The organism is Pseudoalteromonas sp. SCQQ13 (assembly GCF_015864415.1).
Classification (GTDB): Bacteria; Pseudomonadota; Gammaproteobacteria; order Enterobacterales; family Alteromonadaceae; genus Pseudoalteromonas; species Pseudoalteromonas nigrifaciens.
The window spans coordinates 21240-42242 of the sequence record NZ_JADYXG010000007.1 but is presented as its reverse complement, the minus strand read 5'-3'; the positions used below and the strand labels follow the sequence as shown (position 1 = coordinate 42242).

Sequence of the window (21003 nt, the reverse complement as noted above, 5' to 3'; positions counted from 1 at the left end):
TCCTTTATTCTTTAAATTCTTGCGCATCGGTAGACACTTCTCTTACTGCTAATGAGAAGGTAACTGCATCTGGGCTGGGTGCTAGGCCTGGTAATTGTGTTTGTGCAAAGCCAAATAAGGTAATTGCTTGCCAAGGGGAGTGATTGCCCTTAATAACAAAGCCGTCTTTGTCGTACCAATTAAATTGATACTGTAAGTATTGCGACTTTTTATATTGGCTTGCTAAGGTAACTACCACGTCAGTTAATTGGTTTGTTTGACGTGTTTTTACGTCACTAATAGCTAGTTTCTCACCAAGCTCTGGGTTATCAACACGTAGTTGCTGATTAAATGTTTTATTACCTTGCTCAATTGCTATACCCGATGTGTCTGGTTTGCCAGCACAGGCACTGAGTATTAAAACCGCAAATAATGGCATTATGTATCTCATAATCGCTCCTAGAGTTGTACTACATGATAATTAAAGTAGTTATTTATAGAGGTTAGATAAATTAAGGTTAACCTTTGCTTACTAACGGTAAAATTTATTGGCGCTTGCGTGCCTATGGTTAATGAATGCGCGCCGCTGTTTAAGCTACTTCGCGCCACACTTATTTGATTTGGTAGCGTGAGCCAACTACGTGTATCGGCTTGCTCAGAGGCTAAGTTATAAATGTTCGCAATTATATTACCTACGTCTCCGGTGCTACGAGCCAGTTCGGCTCGTACTTTTTCTTTGGCGACTAAACGTAGTATTTGCCGCGCTATTCTGGCAGGTATTTGATCTTCTAACGTTTTAGCAGCCAGTGATTCTATGTGCACTAGCGGGCTTAATACTAAGTTTTGGGCATTAATACTGATGTTATTAATGCTACGAACATAGGCGTTGTCTTTATAAACTGGCATGGCTAAGCTATAAAAACGTGCATTACCACCAGAGGTAAAAATAGGTAAACGTAATTTAAATTCGTGTTGCTTAGGCACTAAGCCTTGTTCAAATAATATAACTACTTCGCCTTGTTCAGGCGGTATATTTGCTGCCTCACCAAAGCGCTTTTTAAAGTCGCTTAGGTCTTGATCAAAGCCTTGTTTTTTAGCAAGGCGAAGTACATCACGTTGCAAATAAATATTGTTGGGTTGTATTTCGAGTGCTTTTTTATAGTCAATGTAGGCATCATCATACTGTTTACTGCTTTGGTACAATAAAGCGGATAAATAAAAAGTATAAGCATTTTGAAAGCCATTTTTAACGTCTCGGGTAACCTTGCTCATACTTGGATAATGCTGCTGCGCTTCTTTTGTAGCGGAATCTAGCGCTGCCTGATTTTGAATAAGTGCGTCTACTTGTACTTTATTAGCCCGCCTAACTTCAACTAATGCACCTTCAACATCATTTTTATATACGTAATTAAGCGCTTTATAACTATGCAGCATGCTCATTTCATAAGGGGCGGGTATATAAGTAATAGCCGAGTCGTTGGTAAATAAAGCATTACTTTGTTCAAGCCCACTACTGAGCTGAACTTTGGCAGCCTCGCGCTTGTTTTGTACTTGTTGATAAACGTTTTCAAATTGGCTTTGCGCATCGGTTTGCATATTAGCTAAGTCGGCAAGGCGCGCTTGCTCTAGTTGATTAAGTAAGTAGCTACTGTGCATACTACTATTTTTAGCAATAAGCGACTGCGCTTGCGCTATGTTGTTACTCTCTATTGCTTGTCTTACAGGGGTTACTTGAGTCGCATAGTCATTAAATAGATCGCTAAATCCTATGGTACTACAACCACTTAAAATAAAACAAAAACTAAATATTAAGCTACGGCGCACTGAGCACTCCTTTAAATTTACTTAATAAGACTAACATACACCCATTAAAAAAATATGTGAAATATTGTAAAAAAGCGTAGCATAACTGCCGAGCAGTGAACGAAGCGTTAATCGTATTAATATTGTAATGTTATTATAATAACTAAATCTAAAAATCATTAAATTGACAGTGTTAACTGTACTTATTTTAGCTAAGGATTGTTTTTGAAAACAACGTTGTACACTTTAAGTGCTTTAATTGCGTTTGCCGCTAACTCTTTATTGTGCAGAATGGCGCTCGCACAAGGGTATATAGATGCATGGAACTTTACTGTTATTCGCTTACTTAGCGGGGCTGTATGTTTAGCCATTATTATGCTGCTTTATACTAATACTACAAAACGTAACGGTACGTTTAATAGCGAAATATTAAAAGATACAGGAAGTTGGCGAAGTAGTATTAGTTTGCTTGTTTATGCATTGTGTTTTTCTATCGCGTATATAGAGCTTGATACCGGCACTGGTGCACTTGTTTTATTTTCCGCGGTACAACTTACTATGATTGGCTGGGGAATTTATAAAAAAGAGCAATTGAGTCTATTACAATGGTTGGCATTTATAAGCGCTTTTGCCGGTTTTGTTTATTTAATGTTGCCCTCTGCAGCAATACCTTCATTATTTGGAGCGACCCTTATGGCCATTAGTGGCATAGCGTGGGGTGTTTATAGTATACGAGGCAAAGCTTGTATATCACCACTGAGAACCTCTGCATTTAACTTTATTCGCAGCTTAGTTGCTTTGCCTATATTGCTAATAATAGGTATGGGTTATATAAAAAGTATCCGCATAGAAGGGGTGTTACTTGCATGTGCCAGTGGCGCAATAGCTTCAGGTATTGGTTACAGTATTTGGTATACGGCAATGCCAAAATTAAAAAGCACCCAAGCAGCAGTGGTGCAGCTATGTGTACCTGTGCTTGCTGCCATTGCGGGCGTGGTGTTTTTATCTGAGCAGTTAACCGTGCAATTTATAGTTGCCAGCAGTGTTATTTTGGGGGCAGTGCTGGTATTTACGCTCAATAAAAAACAGCCCTGTTAAACAGGGCTAACGTTTATTATAAAGCGCTCATAAAGCATGGGTAAGTTGGCTAAAATAGCCTCTTTGGCTAATAGGTCACTATTACTTATACACTCATGCAGTACTTGCAGACTAAGCATATTAACCAGTAATTGCGACTGCTTAATATGGCTAATATGCCAAAGCTCGGGGGCTACACCACCTAAGTCATGCTGATAAGGTCGATAAAACCCAAATAGTGCTAAGTTAGCATCTAGCCAGTCGCTCAGTGGGGCAAATGGGCCGCTTTGTTGATATTCATCGGGCGTGAGTTGCAACTGGTAATCATCACTCACTGCCGCTTTATCAAACACATCTAAATCTGTTCCTAAATGATGTCTACTTGCGCCAGGCAGTGCAGAGTAGAGCATAATGGCAATACATTTATCTATATCGCTTAAGTTATCTAATTCAACAACTTGCTGTTGTTTATTATAAACAGGGCGTGCACCTGAAAATTTAGCGTTAAAAATAGCCGCTTGGCGGTTAAAGTCACGAAAGCTGGAAGCTATTGTAAGCTCAAACCCTGCTGTTTTTGCGGCACTTTGCAGTGCTAAAAAATCATTAACGATATTGCAGTGCAAACGATGATTTTGAATTTGGGTTAAATGCGTATCACTTTGTCCTGTAATACACATTGTGGTTGTTTTTTTTGAGTCCATTACGTTAGTAGGTTTTCTAAAATTTGCTCGTAAATATCGCACAGTGCAATTAAGTCATCGGTACTTACACATTCATCTACTTTATGAATAGTGGCATTGCGCGGGCCAAGCTCAATTACTTTAGCGCCGGTTTGAGCAATAAAACGCCCATCTGATGTACCGCCAGTCGTTTCTAGATTTGTTGTTAAACCGGTTACCGATTTAATTGCCTTTACTGTGGCGTCAACCAGTGGGCCGTGCTCTGTTAAAAACGGTTGGCCGTTTACAATCCAGCTTAATTCATAATTTAAATTATGCTGCTGTAAAATAGCGTTAACGCGTTGTTGTAATTGCGTATGAGTAACTTCAGTACTAAACCTAAAGTTAAACTGTACTTCTAACTCCCCGGGGATCACATTACCGGCCCCAGTGCCGCCATTTATATTTGAAATTTGAAAACTAGTGGCGGGAAAGTACTCGTTACCGTGATCCCATACTGTTTGGCTTAGCTCAGTGAGTGCAGGGGTAGTTAAATGAATAGGGTTTTGCGCTAACTGCGGGTATGCCACATGCCCTTGTATACCTTTAACAGTTAAAAAGCCGGTAAGTGAGCCTCGGCGTCCATTTTTAACTACATCGCCTAATACATCACGAGATGAAGGCTCGCCAACTAAACACATATCTATTTTTTCACCGCGAGCTTCAAGGGTGTCAATTACCCGAGTAGTGCCGTTTATAAATGGGCCTTCTTCATCTGAAGTAATTAAAAAAGAAATAGAGCCTTTATGGTCTGGGTGCTTTGTTACAAAACGCTCAGTAGCAACCAGCATAGCTGCCAATGAGCCTTTCATATCGGCTGCACCGCGCCCGTGTAATAAACCATTTTCAACTAGGCCAGAAAATGGCGGGTACTGCCAGTTTTTCTCAGGGCCTGTGGGAACTACATCGGTGTGCCCGGCAAAACAAAAATGTGGCGATTGCGTCCCTTTGCGTGCCCAAGTATTTAAGGTATCGGTAAAAAATAACGATTCGATGTTAAAGCCAACTGCTTGCAATCTATCGTTCATCATTTGCTGGCAGCCAGCATCTTCAGGTGTTACTGACTCGCGTTGTATTAAGGCTTGCGCTAGAGCGATTACGTCATTTGTCATTATTTAAAAATCTCATCGTATTGTGCTGCTTTAAAACCTAAGTGGTACTCGTTATTATTAACCAGTACAGGGCGTTTTATCATTGCAGGCTGCTCAACTAATAACGGTATCGCTTTTTCTCTAGTTAAGCTTTGTTTTTCATCATCGCTTAAAGCGCGATAAGTGGTGCCACGCTTGTTTACAAGCTGCTCCCAATCAAGTTTATCAGCAAAGTTGCTAACCATACTCTCGTTTACGCCATCTTTGCGATAGTCATGAAAAGTAAACTCAATGTTGTTATCGGTTAAGTATTTTTTAGCTTTTTTTATAGTGTCGCAATTGCTTATGCCGTAAAGGGTGATCATAAATCTACTTCTTTTTAATAATAGTTAATAAAGTATCGACACCCGCATTTACCTGCAAGTGTGAAAAGTGAAATGTACCTAGGCTGTGGCCATTGAGCAAAATTAAACTTGCTAGCATAGGTGTATCAAGTTCGCGTAAATCAAAATAAGCAAGGCGTTGGCCTTTACTTATTTTGCTACCATTTAACTGAGCTATGTGGGTATGGGTAATGTGTTGCGAGCTCGCAATAGTTAAATTAATCAGTACTTTTAGGCCGTTTTTAGCTTGTAAAATAAATTCGGTGCCGGCATTTTTTGCCTGCAGCAAAGTGCCGTCAAACGGGGCTAATATTTTATGGTTGCTTAGCTGTACCATAATACCTGGGCCTAATGTGCCAAAGCGAAAAAGTGGTTCGGGGTGTTCGTTAAGTGCTATTACTTTTCCTGAAAATGGGCTAGTAATATTAATGGCATGACGAGGTAATTTATTCTGAGCTAAATAATCTATTGTTTGCGGTTTCATAAGTCACTCAAAAATTACGTTATAGCCATCTTTTTTCAAAGCGGTAATAGCTAAATCTACGGTGTGTTTTTTTACTAATATATAATCGGTATCGACTGTACTATGCAATTGTAATGTTTTTTTTGACATTAAAAGCCCGACGAACAGCAATAACTATAAGGTTATAGTATAGATTATTAACCTTAAATTAAAGCAGTAACAGTAACTAAGCTAGTTGTGGTTACGTTAGCAAAAGTGAGGTTAATTATGTTGTCCACATTTTCTGTGGATAACTGTGGGAATTGTGGCGTATAAGTGGCTTAACGTACTGATTATAATGTTTAAAATTATTAGATTAGAAAAGATCCATTTAGCACTTAACAGCGTATGTATTAATATTGAGACGAAACCTGTTCAAACAAAAGGCCTTAAAGTATGAGTGATTTTTTACTCGTTTAGTGCGTTTTTATGAAAATTCCATATAAAATAATTTGTGTTACACTATCATGATAACAACCAATATTATTGGTAGTGTTGATATTATGTATGAGGAGTCATGATGCAAAAAAGTGTGATGTCGCAAGTACAAATAGGGCGTGTGTACGCTAAAAAATGGCCAATGCGAAAAGAATTAGCTCCTTTGTTTGCTGAGTTTAAAGTAATAAAGGCGACAGAGTTGGCGATTACGGTAATGCCAATATTAGCCATGCTAACGTTATTTTTTCAGTTAAATTACCTTGGCTCTGACTTTTTACCGCAAGCAATTGCAAGCGCGCTTTTTTTTATATCGCTCCCTTTACAAGGTTTGTTATGGTTAGGAAAAAGAGCGCAAACCGAGTTAGAGCCTGCCATGCAACGTTGGTATAACGAGCTTTATGCTAAAATGGTGGCTAATGGCTATCAAGCACAGCGTAGCGAAAAAAAGCCCCGTTACTTGGAGCTTGAAGAATTACTTAACGATATGTTTGATAAAATGGACAAAACGTTCACTAAAGAGCAATTTTAAGCGCCTGTTGCCTTTATATGTGCGCAACAGCTATGCTTTTATCTCTTGTGAATTGTGTAATATAAAACGATAAGGTGACATTATGTTCACCTTTTTCTTCGAGTGCTAACCAGTGCTCGGGTCTGAACTTCCACGCGAATGGTGTCATCATTATTAAGTTTTTAACGTCGCTAAAGTTTAAGGTAACTTGCTCAGTGATGAGTGTTTGCGATGTTTGTGTAAACATTGCAGGTACTTCTATTTGTGTATGTTCATTAACACTTGAGTAAATATACTCTTTTAACTCTTTTAAATGCTGAGGTCCGGGGCTTGCCACTACGAGTGTTGAACCGGGTTTAGCAAGTCTTGCTAGTTCTTGAGTAAATAATGGTGCGAATACACTGACCAATACATCGGCAAAGTAGCTTTTAAAAGGTGCTTGGCTAATGGATGCCACGCTAAAGTGACAATTGCTGTAGCGTTTTGCCGCATATTTTACCGCCGCCTTCGATATATCAACCCCGTACACAGTAGCTTGGGTATTACTAGCTAAAGCTTGGGTATAAAATCCTTCACCACACCCTAAGTCAATAATATTATTAGCTGCTATATTACTAATAATTTGGCCAAGTTCGTGCTGTAAAAAGGCATAATAGTTGCGCTCTAAAAAAGCGCGCCTAGCTTGCACCATTTCTAATGAGTCACCAGGTTGTTTTGAGTTTTTTTGCTGTACAGGCAATAAATTTACATAGCCTTCTTTTGCAAAGTCAAAACTATGGTTGTTTTCACAGCGAAGCATATTAGCTGTTTTTATTAGTAAGTTGCTACACAGTGGGCAGCTATATTCAAGACTCATGAGCCTAGGTAGTCCTTATCGTAAAAAGTTTTTACCCAATGTGGGCGATAAGTGATCATAATTGTAATAGCCATACCGTTTAACATGGCTTCTGGCAGCCAAATAATAGCGCTTAAGTAAACGTAATTATCTGCTAATTGTTGCCAGCTATATTGACCAATAGCAAGATAAAATAATGCCCCTAAAGCTATTTTTATACAGGCGATAAACCCAGCCGTAATAAACGCACATACAAATATATAAACAAAAAAGTGGCGCGGTAAATACTGATAACTAACAATAAAAGCCAAGTAGCTCAATAAAATAGGAATAAATGCGCCAATAAGCAATTGCACTGGCAGTAACTCAAACTCAATTAAACCAAATGCGGCTAATAGCGCCGTTGCCAGAACACTACTTAAAATAGTTAAACGCCAACCGAGTATAAGTGTAGCTGCAGTAATACCTAAAATATGTAAATCAAGGCCCGTTAAAATACCAGCTTTAATGCGCCATAAAACAGCAAACACCAACGCACATGCAAGTACTCCTGTTTGGCGTATGGGTACATTGTAGAGTGCTTTATAGGTCGCTTTATCAATACTAAATAAGCTTATAGCGATTACAAGGGCCCAAAGTAGCCCTTGCATTGGGAGGCTAAGCATAGGGTTATTTAAATTCAGACCAAATAGGGGCATGATCCGATGGCTTTTCGATGCCACGTAATTCGTAATCTATACCTGTGTCTATACAACGCGCGGCTAGCTCATGTGTTGCAAGTACAACATCAATTCGTAGGCCACGGTTATCTAAAAACCCTTTTGAGCGGTAGTCAAACCACGAGTATTGATCGCTGGTTTCTGGGTTTTGCTCTCTAAAGGTGTCTTTAAAGCCCCAATTAAGTAATGTTGCCAGCCATTCACGCTCTATCGGTTGAAAAGAACATTTACCGGTTTTTAACCAACGTTTAGCATTTACTTCGCCAATACCTATATCTAGGTTGGTAGGTGAAATATTAATATCGCCCATTACAATCACGTCTTCATCAGGGGTATGATTTGTTTGCAGGTGGGTCATTAAATCTTTATAAAACTGACGTTTATATGGGAACTTGGTTTCGTGATTAATGTTTTCACCTTGCGGGAAATAACCATTCATTACCGTTAAATCACGGCCATTGTCTTGCTCTACGGTAACACTGATCATGCGCTTTTGTGACTCTTCAGTATCAGTGGCAAAGCCTTTAAATACCGATTTAGGTTCTTTTTTGCATAACATAGCTACGCCGTAATGGGCTTTTTGGCCATGATAATAAACGTGATATCCCATTTTTTGTACATCTTCTAGTGGGAACGCTTCGTCATGAACTTTAATTTCTTGTAGGCCAATAATATCGGGTTGATGTTTGTCGATAATAGCTTGTAATTGATGAAGACGCGCACGCAGACCATTGATATTGAAAGAAATCACTTTCATAGCATATACCTTAAAATTGGTTCTATATAATGCGTTAAATTATATCAGTAAATACACTTACATAACACGCCCGAAACAAGGAAGTTATTGGCTGAACTTTTAAGTGTAAAAACACTCGCTGTAATGTCCGGTATTACACCAATATTTTTGCAAAAATTACAAGGCATGAAGCAAAGCTTTCATTACTATAATGTATTACGTTAGTTTTTTACTTATATTTTAGTTGTAACTAATTGATTTTAAGGGGTTAGTGTTTTTGGCATTTAACTTGTATTAGTTAAAGTGACATTAATTAACTACAAGGATACGTCTTATGAAAAAGTTAACATTAGCCTCTACTATTTTAGCAACGTTAAGCTTAGCAGCTTGTGCATCTAACCAAGGGTTAGATAAAATTGATAGTGACTTTGCAAGTTTAGATAACGATAGTGATGGTTTTATTTCGAAAGTTGAAGCCGATGACGATAATATTTGGCAACACTTTTCAAATATTGATACCAATATGGATAATCAAATAAGTCGCAATGAATTTAATGCGTACATGCAATTAAATACCGGAAAAGTTGCCACAGACAGTGAAGTAAGCGAATCAGCATTTAAAGCGGATATTACTAAATTTGATAAAATACAAAGCAGTTTCTCGAGTTTAGATAACGATAAAAGTGGCTATATTTCGGTAGAAGAAGCAGACGATGATGATATTTCAAATCACTTTGGCTATATGGATGTAAATAAAGACAAGCGTGTTAGCAAACGTGAATTTGTAACTTACATAAAAAAATATGGCAATGCAGTCGCTGAAGACGACGCACTTAAAAGCGCCAATAACAGCTAAGCACACCATTTTAAAGTGTGAGGAAGGAGCCAGTGCTGTGCACTGGCTTTTTTTGTGGCTTTGATTTACTAAATTGCTCGATATGTTTTCCTACTTTGCTGTAGTTCTGGCATAATAGTTGGCTGTGTGTGTTTATTAGTTTAAGAGCGTTTATGGTGGGTCGGCGAGTTAGTGATGAGCAATTAATTGAGATCATTGAAGCGGCGATTTTTGTTGCTGACAAACCATTAAGTAAACGTCATCTAAAGGATGTTGTTTTAGCCGATTTAGCAATATCTATGGTGCGTATAAACGATGCAATAACAGCAATACAAACACATTTTCAGACCCGTGGTATTCGTTTGGTAGAAGTAGGCAGTGGTTATCGTTTTCAGGCATGTAGTAGCTTAAGCCCTTGGCTAAGTAATTTATGGCAAGAACGCGCGCCCAAATATTCGCGTGCTTTGCTCGAAACATTATCGCTAATTGCTTATAGGCAACCAATTACACGCGCCGAAATTGAACAAGTGCGTGGTGTTACTACGGGGTCAAATATTATTAAAACACTACTCGAAAGAGAGTGGATTAAAGTGGTAGGCCACAAAGAAGTGCCGGGTAAGCCGGCGCTATATGCGACTACTAAACAATTTTTAGATTATTTTTCGATAACAGGTTTAGATAATTTACCTGCCTTGCCAGAGCAACAGCAAAGTAAAATTAACCAGTTATTAAGTGATCCTTCTGTGAGAGAACCATCCGAATGAGTGTTATACAAGGTGAAAAGTTACAAAAAGTCCTAGCCCGTGCTGGCGTAGGCTCACGCCGTGAAATGGAAAAATACATTGATGCAAACCGCGTTAGCGTTAACGGCAAAGTGGCTAAATTAGGCGATCGTGTTGAAGAAACAGATTCAATTCGCGTTGATGGCCATACAGTAAAAATTGAAGAAAAAGCGGATAGAATTTGTCGCGTAATAATGTATAACAAGCCTGAAGGTGAGTTAAGCACGCGTAAAGATCCTGAAGGTCGTCGTACTGTATTTGACCGACTCCCTCGTATTGATGGCGAGCGCTGGATTGCGGTTGGCCGATTAGATATTAATACCGCAGGCTTGATGCTATTTACTAACGATGGTGAATTAGCAAACCGACTCATGCACCCAAGTTACGAGGTTGAACGTGAATACTCAGCCCGTGTATTTGGTGAAGTAACCAAAGAAACCATTAAAAACTTAACCCGTGGTGTTGAACTTGAAGATGGCCCAGCAAAGTTTCTTACGGTTAACCCTATGGGCGGCGAAGGTATAAACCGTTGGTACAATGTAACGCTTAATGAAGGACGTAACCGAGAAGTTCGTCGTTTATGGCAATCACAAGAGGTGGAAGTTTCTCGCCTAATTCGTATTCGTTACGGTAAATTAGAGCTGGATAAGCGCGTACCACAAGGTGGTTGGATTGAATACGACCTAGACACTGTAAACTATTTACGTAAAACAGTTAAGTTAGGACGTGAAACACAAACTAAGCTTTCTGTAATGCCTGAAAAACGCAAAGATAAGCGTGCCAAAATAAACCAAATACGTAAAGCGGTTAAAAAGCACAATCAGCGTGTTAAACCAACTAAACGTAAGTAACCTGCTATTTAGTTAAATTAACCTGAGCTCCGGATAATAAACTTATCTCAAGCAGCTATTTTCAGCGCTAACTGCGTTGAATTTACTTGCAATAGGCCAGCTATTGACGCGTAAATTCGCCTTGTTTTCACTGAAAACCTCTGGCTAGAGAAAATAAAATTAAATATAACGATGATTCAATATGTTAGTAAATCTCTTAACCAGAGTTCAGGTTAAATTAGTTAGGCATTAAAAAAGCCGCTCAAAATTTTGAGCGGCTTTTTTTGTATCTACATTAGAGTAATAGCTATTTTTTTACTTGAGCGTCAAGCGACTCGCCATTCACATTACTCGAATCATCACTCATTAAATATAAGTAAGTAGGCATTAAGTCTTCAGGTGTTGCAAGTTTATCTCGGTCTTCACCAGGATAAGCACTAGCGCGCATTGAAGTGCGTGTAGCACCAGGGTTAATACAATTAATACGTATATTGGTTTTACCTACTTCACATGCCCATGTTTGCATCATGCCCTCTACAGCAAATTTCGAAATAGCATAAGGCCCCCAAAATTCGCGACCTTTACGGCCCACGCCAGATGATGTAAATACCACGGATGCATTTTTAGATTTGCGCAGTACCGGAAACAGCGCTTTAGTGATCATAGCTTGCGCGGTGACATTAACCTTCATTATGTTTTCAAAAGTTGACGAGCAAAAGTGCTCAAGTGGCCCTAACGTGCCTAAAATGCCCGCATTATTTAATAAACCATCAAGACAGCCAAATTGAGACTCTATAGTGGCAGCTAGATCGCGGTAGTTTTGCTTAGTTGCGCCTTTTAAATCCATAGGGACTATTGCCGGTTGTGGATAACCTGCTTTAACAATTTCATCATAAACACATTCTAGTTTATTAGTTGTTTTGCCTAATAAAATAACAGTTGCGCCGTATTTAGCGTATGTAATTGCAGCTACTCGGCCAATTCCATCACCTGCGCCGGTGATTAAAATAACTTTATCTTTAAGTGCATTTTCAGCAGCTTGATAGGTGTTCATAAAAGTACCCATGGATGAATTTTTTTTGATTTTAACATAGCAAAACATTAAGTAATCGAATTTATTGTAAATTTAGGTGGCGAAAGTAGAAAGTTTACGTTAAGTTTAACTGGTCTAATGTCTCATTAATAAACTGATTACATTGTTTTAACTTAATATACTTAATAAACACACTATAAAAATAAGATATGTGCGGAGCCAACAATATGAAAAAAATGCTACTCTCACTCTCGGTTACAGCTGCTCTTGCAGGTTGTGGCGGCGGAGAAACGCTAGAAGATGTTAAAAACGATTCGGTTACAGTTATCCCAAAGGCGACGGTAAAGTTTGATCCCGCTAATGGGGTTATATCTGTACCCAATGATTTATTAATGAGCGGTACCCAAGATGGTACTTTAAATATTCCTGGGGAGTTAAATGACGCTAATGTGTCAATTCCTCGTGCTGCTTATGCTAACCCTCAACTTGCACTAGGTGCGCTTGATGGCTGGTCTACTCAAGTTCCTTTTAAAATAGATTTAACTTTCCCACCAAATGTAAGCCTAGATGCCACCTCTGCAGGTACACCAGGTTCAGTACGTATTTTTGAAGTAATAATGGGAGCAAGTTTAACAGATGAACAATGCTCACAAGCACCTGCAGGTGCTGCCTGTAAATTAGTAGGTGAACTACAATTTGGTGTGGACTTTATCACCCAGGCATCTGGTGATGCGGTGGCGGTTATTCCACTTAAGCCATTTAAAGCCGGCAGCTCTTATATTAATGTATTAACCACAGAGCTCAAAGACTCACAAGGGCGTGCTATTGAGCCGTCATCTACTTACGCTACAGTAAAACAAGAAGCGCCGTTAATTACGCCATCACAACTAGCGCTACAGGGGGCTGTTAATAGCTACGAAAATGTGGTTGTTAGTTCAGGCAATATTACTAAAGATGAAATTATTTTTTCTGCTGCAATGACTATGCAATCGGCAGGCCCTGTGCTTGGTACAATTAAAAAGTTATTAGCAGCGAGCCTGCAAAATCCAAATTTACCGACACCAGCAATTACTGTACCTACTCAGCCAATGGTAAATGTACAGCAAGTATTTCAATCACAAGGTGTTACTGTTAGTGATGCCTTTCAAGGTGTGCAATACCAAAAAGGTAGCATTATGTTGCCTATGTATTTAGGTACGCCTACAGGTAAAGAAATTAGCGATTTAAACGACACTTATTGGCAAGGCATGTGTGATAACGCAGTTGCTGTATTGGGTTATAAAGCACAAGCAGGTGCTGCATTTCCTACTGATCCAATTAGTGAAAATGACGGCGCATGTGCCGCATTAAGCGGTGGTAAATTACGTGATTTAGGGTTAGATAGCACGCGTCATTTAACCAAATATAATTCAATTCCTAAAGTGCAAAGTATGGCCAATGTGCCAGTGCAAGTGACTAAACCTATTTTGCCTATAATTAATGGTGTGCGCGCAAGTTTACAATTAGCACCTATTGCTATGCCTGAAAGTGGCTGGCCTGTGGTTATTATGCAGCACGGTATTACTACCAATAAAGAAACCATGCTGACATTAACGGCGCAGCTTTCTATTCAGGGTTTTGCCACAATTGCAATTGATCACCCGCGCCATGGCGAGCGAGGAATTGACGTAGATGCAGACGGTAACGATGACTTTAATGCAACCACAGGTTCAGTACTTAGTTATATGAACCTAAGCTCACTGCTTGTTGCCCGTGATAGTTTACGTCAATCAAGCGCCGATTTATTAGGCTTGCGTCTTGGCCTAAACTTTATTAATGATACAAGTATAAACAGTAAAGATGTGAGCTATGTTGGTCACTCACTGGGTTCAATTGTAGCGCCGGCGTTTATTGCCCAAGCAAATAGCCCAATGGCTGAAACACTTGATCCACTGTTTAACGTTAATACAGTTGCGCTTGCAAGTGGCGGCGGTGGTATTGCCAGTTTCTTACTAGAATCACCTGCGTTTGGCCCATTTATTCAAGGCTCGGTGTTATCACAAGCAGGTACAACCGAAGCAACGGAATTTAATGCATTTTTACAAGGTGATGCAATTTCTAACTGCGGTGTATTACTGCCAAATATGCAAGATTTCCTATCATGTGGTTACACCGAATATGCAACGGCTTTAACTATGGCTGGCGAAACGGGTAAGCTGGCAAATATTAAAGGCGTAATGACACAATTTGCTTTTGCAGCACAAACTGCACTAGATAGTGGCGACCCAACTAATTATGCCGCAACCGTTAAAGCACTCGAAACGCCTGTATATATGAACGTGGTAGTGGGCGATGGCGCAGGCAATAAGCCAGACCAAGTTATACCTCCAAGTGTTGCTAGCAATCCACTTGCAGGTAGTTTACCACTGGCAAACTTTATGGGCTTAGAAACAGTGAGCACATCACAAGCATCTAGTGCCACGCCGTCTAGCTATTTAGTTAAATTTACAAAAGGGCATCATGGTTCAGTATTAACACCAGCGCCTAGTGAAGAGGCGGGATCGGATGCTGCAGGTAGCTTTGCTGCTAACTCTGAAATGCAATTGCAAATTGCAACTTACTTAGCCGCTCGTGGTCGTTTGTTGTTAATTACAAATAGTGATGTTGTGACCGATTAATAGCTTACAACGCAATTAAGTAACCAAAGCCACTGTTTAGTGGCTTTTTTTTGTTAAAAAGCATGCTAAATTAGCTGAAATTTATAAATGGAGAAAAGTGTTGGAATTTTTATACGAATACGGTTTGTTTTTCGCTAAAACGGTTACTTTTGTTATTGCTATAGCCATCATTTTAATGCTGATAGTTGGCGCGGCAGTTAAGCCAAAAGCTAAAAAGGGTGAAATACAAATAGATAATATTTCTGAGCAACTAGATAATATTAAACAAAGCTTTTTACACAATACTTTAGGTAAAAAAGAACTTAAAGCACATCAAAAAAAGCTTAAGGCAAATAATAAAAAAAATGACAGTAAAGAGCCAAAACCGCGATTATATGTGGTTGACTTTATAGGCAGTATGGATGCACATGAAGTAGAGAGTTTAAGAGAGGAAATAACCGCTATTATTTCTATTGCAGATGCGAGCAAAGATAAAGTACTTATTCGTTTAGAAAGTGGAGGTGGGGTAGTACATGGTTATGGGCTTGCAGCTTCACAGTTACAGCGCATTAAAAATGCAGGTATACCTTTGAGTGTTGCTATAGATAAAGTAGCAGCAAGCGGTGGTTATATGATGGCCTGTGTTGCTGATGAAATTATTGCAGCGCCATTTGCTATTGTAGGCTCGATTGGCGTAATAGCGCAAATACCTAACTTTAATAAAATATTAAAGAAAAACGATGTTGAATTTGAGCAAATTACTGCGGGGGAGTTTAAACGTACTCTTACTTTATTTGGCGAGAACACCGATAAAGCGCGTGAAAAGTTTCGTGAAGAAATTGAGCAAACTCATGGCTTATTCAAAACTTTCGTAAGCACACAGCGCCCAAGTTTAGATATAAGCTCAGTGGCTACAGGTGAGCATTGGTTTGCAACTCAAGCAATAGAGAAAGGCTTGGTGGATGTTATAAAAACCAGTGATGATGCTTTGCTTGAACAACAAGATGAGCGTCAAATTTATAAGATTAAATATAAGATTAAAAAAGGTTTAAGTGACAAGTTAGCACTTGGCTTTAGTAGTGCAGTTAATAAGGCAGGGGTTAATTTAGTTTCTAAGTTTAAATCATTAAATCCATAAATAGTGGATTACTTTAAGCTTAATTAGCTTTGGCCAATAAAAAACCCTTGAATTAATCAAGGGTTTTTTAATGCGAAGTTATTTACTAATTCATAGATTTACTTATGTTTTCTAAATCTTTCGCTGCATTTGGGTCATTATAAATAGACTCATCTAGCTGACCTTCAGATTTAGCAACCACACAGGTAACCATACAGTCACCCGTAATATTAACTGCAGTGCGGGTCATATCTAGCAATCTATCTACACCAATAATTATTGCAATACCCTCTACTGGTAGGCCTACTTGATTAAGTACCATTGCTAACATAATTAAGCCAACACCCGGTACGCCGGCCGTGCCAACAGACGCTAACGTAGCCGTTAAAATTACCATTAAGTAATCAGAAATGGTTAAATCAACACTAAACACTTGTGCAATAAATACAGTGGCAACCCCTTGCATAATGGCAGTGCCATCCATGTTTATGGTTGCACCTAGCGGAATAGTAAATGAAGCAACAGAGTTATTAACCCCGAGTTTTTTAGTGGCTGTTTCAAGAGTAATTGGCATAGTTGCACTTGAGCTTGAAGTACTAAAACCAAACAAACAGGCGTGTTTCATTTTCTTTAAGAAAATTACAGGGTTTAAACCAGTCAATAGTTTTAATAACAAACTGTAATTTACAAACGCATGTAATAATAAAGCGGCAACCACTACAAAAAAGTACTTAGCCAAGCTAACAATTAAGTTTAACTCTATGGTAGTAAATAACTTTGCCATTAAGAAAAACACCCCGTAAGGCGCAACGTTCATTAACAAAGTAACTAGTTTTAAAATTACCGTATTAAGGTCTTCAAAAACCACCGCTACGCGTTTTCCTGCATTACCACTAAGTGCCATAGCAATACCAAACAGTAATGCGAAAACAATAACTTGAAGCATATTACCTTTTGCCATAGCTTCAAAAGGGTTGGTTGGAAACATATCTATAATAACGCGCGCTAAGGTAGGTGCCTCAGATACGTCGTAACTTGCATCTGTTGGCAAGTCAATACCTACGCCAGGGCTAAACAGTAAAGCCAAAGTAATAGCCAGAGTAATAGCTAAGGCTGTGGTAATTAAATATAAACCAATTGATTTACCACCCAAGCTGCCTAATTTTTTAGGATCGCTTAAGCTACATGTGCCACACACTAAAGATACAAATACTAAAGGAACAACCAGCATTTTTAAGCTGGCAATAAATATTTGCCCACCAATGTGAAAAATTCCATCAACAAAAAAAGCTTTAATTGGCAAAGAGAATAACCCAAGTGGTATTAGGTAATCGTCTTCACCAGCTAATATAGCTTGAAATAAAAAGCCTACGGCAATACCTAATGCCATGCCTATCATTATGCGAGTTGTTAAGCTCATTGAACGTATTTTCGACATATTTCCAATCTATTTTTTATAAATTTGGCACAGCCTACCAGCATGTAAATATTTATACAGAAAAATTTATTAATAATTTAAATTTTTTTATCAAAGAAAGTATCAAAAAACTGTGATTTTAGACTAAGTTATAGGTTAACATGAGGTAAACAATACAAAGTTAATAATAATAACGCTAGGGAGAGGTTTATGCCTTTAACACGACTGCTAAGCATTATGATGCTCAGCTTTTTTATCACAGCTTGTGGTGGTGGTGGCTCACTTGAAAAGGAGGGCAGTATAGGTGATGGTAACGGAGGAACAACACCTGATGTACCCACCTACGCCGTTACACTTCAAGGCTACTCCCAAGAGGATGGCAGCGCATCGAATACTGTTACAGCGGCCTCTGCGCTAGATTTACGGGCTACACTAAAACGAGATGGTGAAGTGGTTGCCGGTAAACGAATTACTTTTACCCTTGTTGACGATATTGGTGATTTGAATCCTTTGTCAGCACTTACACAAAATGATGGTATTGCTACCGTGGAATTAACTGCAGGCGTAGATGCCGGAGCTGGTGAAGTTACTGCGTCATACATTGTTGATGGTGAGAGTTATGAGGGGACCTTTGCTTTTCAATCAACAGGAGGTCAGGGCGACGATACTGGCGTGTCTGGTTCCACCACGCTAACGGTTAATATTGTTGATAAGATAGGTGAAAAGTTTTCAGACACTAATCCAGTCACTGCAATTAATCCAGGCACAGTAATAGCTACGTTACAAAATGATGGCGTTGCACTTAGTGAACAACTGATCACGTTTACAACTAAGTTTACTGGCAAAATCACTCCAGATCTTGGTACTGCGATTACAAATAGCGCAGGCGAAGCACGTGTAACACTCTCTAGTGGTAACTTTAAAGGTGCTGGCCAAGTTGTTGCTAGTTATACATCAAGTAATTCAGCTTCAGTAAGTAATACAGCCGTTTTTTATTCATCGGGTGACTCTGCCCCAATTAATTTGGCACGCTTTTCGGTATCGGTTAAATTATTAACCGGATGTTTGCCTGGCTGGGATGATAATCGAGATGCGGTTAAGCTCGATCCAACTCAAGTTTCATCTGGATGTACAATAGCGAATACTATTTCATCTTCTGAGTTAGGTGAGTTATTTATAGAGGTAACAGATGAGCAAAGTGGCGAAGGTACTAAGAGTTCACTAGTAAATATATCGACTAACTTAGGGTCAGTATTGCCCTCTTCTGGTACAGCACTTACCGATAATTTTGGTGTTGCATTACTTAAATTACAACCAGGAAATACAGGCGGTGCAGGAACTGTAACAGCGAGATCGTTAGGTGAAAGTGCAGCCATTAACTTTGCAGTAGGGATTGCAGATTTAACCCTTGAGGTTAACAACGGTTTAAATAAAGATGCTGCTGGAAATGTTATTCCTTTAAAAGCAGGCGGCAGTACAGTTATCGAAGTAACACTGCGTGATGAAGCAGGCAATTTATATTTAACCCCGACGGATGTTGAGTTTAGTTCAACTTGTGTTATTAGTGGTCAGTCAGTAATAGACGCCTCGGTTAAATCTTCTGGTGGTATCGCGACCTCCACGTATCGTGCAACAGGCTGTAGCATTGATGACGATATTAATATCACGGTAGAAACTGGCGGTAAAAACTTTACTATAGCGACGACTATCCCAGTAGAAACCTCAGCGGTGCAGTCAATTCAATTTGTTGATGTAAGTGAAACATTTATAGCGCTTCCTCCGGGTGAAGGCGGTGCGCCAACACAATCTATTGTTAAATTTAAATTGTTAGATGCAGACGGCATTGTATCAACACAACAACGTATCGATTTTAAACTAACCGATTCAATTGGTGCTGCTAAGTTAACATCGTTAAGTGGCAACACAGATAGTAATGGCTTTGTCCAAACTACTGTAACGTCAGGTATAGTTCCAGGCCCGTTAGTTGTTAAAGCCTGTTACATTTCTAAAGTTGATGTAAGCAATTTACCTGCAGGTGATGATTTAACCTGTTGGGTTGATGATTTTGAACTTTGCCAAACGGATCCAAATAATGCAATTTGTCCGGAAGGTACACTTAACTTAGTACCACTATCGGAGCAAATTAGCTCAGTTTCATCACAATTAACTTTGGCATCTGGAGTAACTGATCAAAATAGTTTTGATGCGAGCCCAGTTATATTCAATACAAATTCATTAAATTATAATGGCGTAACTACTGATATTACGGTGTTTTTTGGTGACCAGTTTAATAACTATAATGGCGACGGTGTTGAAGCCACCATTTTAGCAGAAGCCGGCGTTATAGGCTCATCAAGTAATGAAGTTACCTGTAAAACAAATGATGCGACCTGTGTTGTTACTTGGCGATCACAAGGCGACCGCCCTTTTTATGAAAAGAAATGGGGTAATCGTATTGGCGAAATTGACAACGATCCTTCAACAACAGAAGGAATTAACCCAAAAACAGGGTTAGTAAACTGTGACCCTTACTTTGGCTCTGCAGCGCCGTGTATTAATGGTATTAAGCGCGCTAAAAATAGTCCCGATGGTGTTGTTATGGGTGGTCGCGTGAGCATTCTGGCTGTTACAAAAGGTCAAGAAAACTTTGTTGATGAAGAGTCAACAGCGACAGTGCAACGCAGAAATGGCTTATTTGATATCGGTGAATACTATGCAAGTTACGACTTACCAGAAGCGTTTATTGACCATAATGAAAATGCCTCGTTCGATAAAGTTAATTGCGGTGACGCTAATGATCCAGCAAGTGATGCGTGTTCAGAACTCAATTCACGTGGTGGCCATAACGAAACTTGGCGTGACCTAAATAATGACGGGATTTATAATTTAGCTGATGGTAAATACAATGGTTTATTATGTAGTGAAGCGGCTAGTACGGCAGGCGAATGTTCACGCGAATTGATTGAAGTACGCAAGCAGTTTGAGCTAGTAATGTCAGGCGATGATCCATATTTGCGTTTTTCAGTATTAAAAACTAACAATATATTGCCAGCGCCTTATCAAGTTTATGTGCCGGCAGATTGTTCCGCTTCTATTGCGGGTAATTTCGAAACCTCAGATACCATAGAGCGTTGTGATGTTGATGCAATCGATTTATCTACGGTGAGTGTCGATAATCCGGCATACGATGGGACCGATCCTTCAGTACCAGAAAAAGTAGATATTGGTTTAGGCGGCATCACAGTTCGTATCCATTATACTGACGAATTTGGTAATCCATTACCAGCAGGTACAACTATTTCGCTTTCAACTACTAATGGTGACTTATCCATCATTGAAAGTAGTGATGTGGTTCCGAATACTAACCGCGATACGCCAATGTATTCAGATGTTAGGATCTCACGAGAAGCCGATGGTAACGATAAGTTTGATGGCATACTATCTATAGCATTCGAGTTCAAAACTCAGTCGGGTAGTACTAAAACAGTTAAAAAAGGTATCGCGATATTTGACAGTAAATAAAAACTAAATTGAAAAATGCCAACCATAAGGTTGGCATTTTT

The 21003-nt window shown here is 39.2% G+C and carries 19 protein-coding genes and 1 pseudogene; 8 read left to right on the top strand and 12 right to left on the bottom strand.

Features of this window, described 5'->3' with window-relative positions; genetic code table 11:
- Positions 1 to 4: 4 nt before the first annotated feature.
- Both I6F41_RS07325 and I6F41_RS07320 read right to left on the bottom strand, forming a co-directional pair.
- The gene (locus tag I6F41_RS07325) at positions 5 to 430 is read right to left on the bottom strand and encodes a YcfL family protein (protein ID WP_058373255.1); all 426 of its coding nucleotides are present in this window, start codon (positions 428 to 430) and stop codon (positions 5 to 7) included.
- 8 nt (positions 431 to 438) lie between these two features.
- Positions 439 to 1803, bottom strand: a complete 1365-nt coding sequence (locus I6F41_RS07320; RefSeq protein ID WP_197108035.1) for a COG3014 family protein — start codon at positions 1801 to 1803, stop codon at positions 439 to 441.
- A gap of 204 nt (positions 1804 to 2007) precedes the next feature.
- On the opposite strand from I6F41_RS07320, the gene I6F41_RS07315 reads away from it, so the two are divergent.
- The gene (locus tag I6F41_RS07315) at positions 2008 to 2880 is read left to right on the top strand and encodes a DMT family transporter (protein WP_197108033.1); all 873 of its coding nucleotides are present in this window, start codon (positions 2008 to 2010) and stop codon (positions 2878 to 2880) included.
- On the opposite strand, the gene I6F41_RS07310 is transcribed toward I6F41_RS07315, so the two are convergent.
- The 5 genes and pseudogenes from I6F41_RS07310 to I6F41_RS18165 form a co-directional block, all read right to left on the bottom strand.
- Positions 2877 to 3560, bottom strand: coding sequence for a M15 family metallopeptidase (locus I6F41_RS07310; RefSeq protein WP_179806629.1), 684 nt, complete (start codon positions 3558 to 3560; stop codon positions 2877 to 2879). The two genes, I6F41_RS07315 and I6F41_RS07310, sit on opposite strands and share 4 nt — an antisense overlap.
- Positions 3560 to 4690, bottom strand: coding sequence for a succinyl-diaminopimelate desuccinylase (dapE, locus tag I6F41_RS07305; RefSeq protein ID WP_011328012.1), 1131 nt, complete (start codon positions 4688 to 4690; stop codon positions 3560 to 3562). The genes I6F41_RS07310 and dapE overlap by 1 nt, the downstream gene beginning before the upstream one ends.
- The gene (locus I6F41_RS07300; RefSeq protein WP_011328013.1) at positions 4690 to 5034 is read right to left on the bottom strand and encodes an ArsC family reductase; all 345 of its coding nucleotides are present in this window, start codon (positions 5032 to 5034) and stop codon (positions 4690 to 4692) included. Before I6F41_RS07300 ends, dapE begins: the two co-directional genes overlap by 1 nt.
- Before the next feature lie 4 nt (positions 5035 to 5038).
- Positions 5039 to 5536, bottom strand: coding sequence for a PTS glucose transporter subunit IIA (locus I6F41_RS07295; protein WP_011328014.1), 498 nt, complete (start codon positions 5534 to 5536; stop codon positions 5039 to 5041).
- 3 nt (positions 5537 to 5539) lie between these two features.
- A pseudogene (locus I6F41_RS18165) lies at positions 5540 to 5638 on the bottom strand (ACT domain-containing protein); the annotation flags it as partial.
- Between the two features lie 436 nt (positions 5639 to 6074).
- Here I6F41_RS18165 and yfbV point away from each other — a divergent pair.
- Positions 6075 to 6521 carry a terminus macrodomain insulation protein YfbV gene (gene yfbV, locus I6F41_RS07290; protein WP_011328017.1) on the top strand — a complete coding sequence of 149 codons (447 nt, stop codon included), beginning with the start codon at positions 6075 to 6077 and terminating at the stop codon, positions 6519 to 6521.
- A 13-nt stretch (positions 6522 to 6534) separates the two neighbouring features.
- Here yfbV and I6F41_RS07285 read toward each other — a convergent pair whose 3' ends face one another.
- From I6F41_RS07285 to xthA, 3 genes are read right to left on the bottom strand one after another with little or no spacing between them, the layout of a single operon-like run.
- A complete protein-coding gene (locus tag I6F41_RS07285) occupies positions 6535 to 7356 on the bottom strand; it encodes a putative RNA methyltransferase (RefSeq protein WP_011328018.1) in 822 nt (273 codons plus the stop codon).
- Positions 7353 to 8000 carry an energy-coupling factor ABC transporter permease gene (locus I6F41_RS07280; RefSeq protein WP_041454686.1) on the bottom strand — a complete coding sequence of 216 codons (648 nt, stop codon included), beginning with the start codon at positions 7998 to 8000 and terminating at the stop codon, positions 7353 to 7355. The genes I6F41_RS07285 and I6F41_RS07280 overlap by 4 nt, the downstream gene beginning before the upstream one ends.
- A gap of 4 nt (positions 8001 to 8004) precedes the next feature.
- The gene (gene xthA / locus I6F41_RS07275; protein WP_011328020.1) at positions 8005 to 8811 is read right to left on the bottom strand and encodes an exodeoxyribonuclease III; all 807 of its coding nucleotides are present in this window, start codon (positions 8809 to 8811) and stop codon (positions 8005 to 8007) included.
- Between the two features lie 313 nt (positions 8812 to 9124).
- On the opposite strand from xthA, the gene I6F41_RS07270 reads away from it, so the two are divergent.
- The 3 genes from I6F41_RS07270 to rluB all read left to right on the top strand — a co-directional run bounded on the left by I6F41_RS07270 (position 9125) and on the right by rluB (position 11258).
- A complete protein-coding gene (locus I6F41_RS07270; RefSeq protein ID WP_058373266.1) occupies positions 9125 to 9646 on the top strand; it encodes an EF-hand domain-containing protein in 522 nt (173 codons plus the stop codon).
- 152 nt (positions 9647 to 9798) lie between these two features.
- On the top strand, positions 9799 to 10389 hold the full coding sequence (gene scpB, locus I6F41_RS07265; RefSeq protein ID WP_011328022.1) for an SMC-Scp complex subunit ScpB: 591 nt from the start codon (positions 9799 to 9801) through the stop codon (positions 10387 to 10389).
- Complete coding sequence (gene rluB, locus I6F41_RS07260) at positions 10386 to 11258, top strand: 23S rRNA pseudouridine(2605) synthase RluB (protein WP_011328023.1); 873 nt, start codon at positions 10386 to 10388, stop codon at positions 11256 to 11258. Before scpB ends, rluB begins: the two co-directional genes overlap by 4 nt.
- Before the next feature lie 286 nt (positions 11259 to 11544).
- Here rluB and I6F41_RS07255 read toward each other — a convergent pair whose 3' ends face one another.
- Entirely contained in the window at positions 11545 to 12291 is a 747-nt protein-coding gene (locus I6F41_RS07255) for a YciK family oxidoreductase (RefSeq protein WP_011328024.1), read from the bottom strand.
- A 206-nt stretch (positions 12292 to 12497) separates the two neighbouring features.
- Here I6F41_RS07255 and I6F41_RS07250 point away from each other — a divergent pair, with 206 nt between their 5' ends.
- Positions 12498 to 14927, top strand: coding sequence for a VolA/Pla-1 family phospholipase (locus I6F41_RS07250; RefSeq protein ID WP_197108031.1), 2430 nt, complete (start codon positions 12498 to 12500; stop codon positions 14925 to 14927).
- Between the two features lie 100 nt (positions 14928 to 15027).
- Positions 15028 to 16044: a protease SohB gene (gene sohB / locus I6F41_RS07245; RefSeq protein WP_197108101.1), complete on the top strand. Its 1017-nt coding sequence runs from the start codon at positions 15028 to 15030 to the stop codon at positions 16042 to 16044.
- An 85-nt stretch (positions 16045 to 16129) separates the two neighbouring features.
- Here the strand turns inward: sohB and I6F41_RS07240 are convergent, their stop codons facing one another.
- Positions 16130 to 17461 (bottom strand): dicarboxylate/amino acid:cation symporter, encoded by a 1332-nt coding sequence (locus tag I6F41_RS07240; protein WP_011328027.1) that lies wholly within the window; start codon positions 17459 to 17461, stop codon positions 16130 to 16132.
- Positions 17462 to 17650: 189 nt separating this feature from the next.
- On the opposite strand from I6F41_RS07240, the gene I6F41_RS07235 reads away from it, so the two are divergent.
- Positions 17651 to 20962 carry a hypothetical protein gene (locus tag I6F41_RS07235; RefSeq protein ID WP_089368194.1) on the top strand — a complete coding sequence of 1104 codons (3312 nt, stop codon included), beginning with the start codon at positions 17651 to 17653 and terminating at the stop codon, positions 20960 to 20962.
- Positions 20963 to 21003: the final 41 nt, after the last annotated feature.